At 76.2% G+C, this 2,516-nt stretch carries 1 protein-coding gene; it reads left to right on the top strand.

Annotated elements, in window-relative coordinates; all coding sequences use genetic code 11:
• Nucleotides 1-2,516, top strand: a 2,516-nt coding sequence (locus tag BU204_RS36395; protein ID WP_143230016.1) for a type I polyketide synthase, incomplete at both ends; no start/stop codon positions are given.

Here is a 2,516-nt window from a genome sequence, read left to right as displayed (position 1 = left end):
CTGGCGCGGCCGAGCTGGCCGCCGAGCTGACCGAGCTGGGCACCGAGGTGGAGATCCTCGCCTGCGACGTCGCCGACCGCGCCGCGCTGGCCGCGGTGCTCGAGCGGGAGCCGGACCTGCGCGGCGTCGTGCACGCGGCGGGTGTCGCCGAGGTGCGACCGCTCGCCGAGACCGGCCCGGCCGACCTCGCCGCGGCACTCGCCGCCAAGGCCGGTGGCGCCGCCGCGCTGCACGACCTGCTCGGCGACCGCGAGCTCGACCTGTTCGTGCTGTTCTCCTCGATCGCCGGGGTGCTCGGCAGCGGCGCGCAGGCCGGCTATGCCGCGGCCAACGCCTACCTCGACGCGCTCGCCGAGCACCGGCGCGCGCTCGGCCACGCCGCCACCTCGGTCGCCTGGGGTCCCTGGGCCGGCACCGGCATGGCCGGCGGCGCCGAGGAGTCCCAGCAGCTCGCCCGGCGCGGGCTGGCCGCGTTGCCCGCCGCGGTGGCCCTCGCCGAGCTGGGCCGCGCGGTGACCAGCGGCGAGGCGACGGTCACCGTCCTCGACGTCGACTGGGCCCGCTACGTCCCGATCTTCACCGCCGCCCGGCCCAGCCCGCTGCTCGCCGACCTGCCCGAGGTGCGCCTGCCCGCCGCCGACCTCGAGGTGTCCGGGGAGCTGGCGACCCGGCTCGCCGGGATGGCCGAACCCGAGCGGCTGCGGCTGCTGGTCGGCATCGTGCGGGCCGAGGCGGCCGCCGTGCTCGGCCACGACCGCCCCGACCAGCTGCAGCAACGGCGCGCGTTCCGTGACCTCGGGTTCGATTCGCTGACCGCGGTCGAGCTGCGCCGCCGGCTCGTCGAACGCACCGGCCGGTCGCTGCCGACGACGATGGTGTTCGACCACCCCGACCCGGTGCGGCTCGCCCGGTACCTGCTCGGGGAACTGCTCGGCACCGGGTCCGGCGACACGGCCCCGACCGCGGCGACCGCTGTCTCCACCGACCCCGTCGTGATCGTCGGCATGAGCTGCCGGTTCCCCGGCGAGGTGAGCTCCCCGGAGCAGCTGTGGCGACTGGTCGCCGACGGTGTCGACGCGATCAGCGAGTTCCCCACCGGCCGGGGCTGGGACGGCCGCGTGCCGGTGGACGCCGACCCGGACCGGGCCGGCACGACCTACACCACCCAGGGCGGGTTCCTGCACGACGCCGACCGGTTCGACCCGGGCTTCTTCGGTATCTCACCGCGCGAGGCGCTGGCCATGGACCCGCAGCAGCGGCTGCTGCTCGAGACCGCCTGGGAGGCGTTCGAGCGGGCCGGCATCGACCCGGCCGTGCTGCGCGGCAGCCGCACCGGCACCTTCGTCGGCGCCAGCGCCACCGAGTACGGCGCCGGCGACGACACCGAGGGCCACGTCGTCACCGGCACCATCCCCAGCGTGCTGTCCGGGCGCCTGGCCTACGTGTTCGGCCTGGAGGGCCCCGCGGTCACCGTCGACACCGCCTGCTCCTCGTCGCTGGTCGCGCTGCACCTGGCCGCCCAGTCGCTGCGGGGCGGGGAGACCTCGCTCGCCCTCGCCGGCGGCGTCACCGTGATGACCACCCCCGGTCCTTTCATCGCGTTCAGCCGACAGCGCGCGCTCGCGCCCGACGGCCGGTCCAAGGCGTTCGGTGACGCCGCGGACGGCATGGCGCTCGCCGAGGGCGTCGGCGTGGTCGTCCTGGAACGGCTCTCCGACGCACGGCGCAACGGGCACCCCGTGCTGGCCGTCGTCCGCGGCTCGGCCATCAACTCCGACGGCGCCTCCAACGGCCTCACCGCCCCCAATGGCCTGTCCCAGCAGCGAGTGATCCGCCAGGCGCTCGCCAACGCCCACCTGACCCCGGCCGACGTGGACGCGGTGGAGGCGCACGGCACCGGCACCGCGCTCGGCGACCCCATCGAGGCCCGGGCGCTGCAGGCCACCTACGGCGCGGACCGGGACCGGCCGCTGTGGCTCGGCTCGGTCAAGTCCAACATCGGACACAGCCAGTCCGCGGCCGGCGTGGCCAGCGTGATCAAGATGGTGATGGCGCTGCGCAACGAGCAGCTCCCACCCACGCTGCACGTCGACCCGCCGTCCACCCACGTCGACTGGAGCGAGGCCGCGGTCGTCCCGCTCGGCTCGCCGGTCGACTGGCCGACCGGCCCCACACCCCGCCGCTGCGCGGTGTCCTCGTTCGGGATCAGCGGCACCAACGCCCACCTGGTGCTCGAGGAGGCACCGGCCGAGGAGCCGCCTCCCGCCGAGTCCGTCCGGCAGACGTCGCTGCCCTGGGTGATGTCCGCCCGCGGCACCCCCGCGCTGCGCGCCGCTGCCCGCGACCTGCGCTCCTGCCTGGAACTCGACCCGGCGGACGTGGCCCACTCGCTGCTCGCCACCCGTGCCCTGCACGACCACCGCGCCGTCCTGCTCGGCGACAGCCGCGCCGACGGCCTCACCGCCCTCGCCGAGGGTCGGGCAGCACCCGGGCTCGTCGAGGGCATGGCCGACGTC

This window comes from Actinophytocola xanthii (assembly GCF_001921205.1).
Taxonomy (GTDB): domain Bacteria; phylum Actinomycetota; class Actinomycetes; order Mycobacteriales; family Pseudonocardiaceae; genus Actinophytocola; species Actinophytocola xanthii.
Note: the sequence above shows the minus strand (reverse complement) of the source record. Positions and strands in the feature narration are given on the sequence as shown.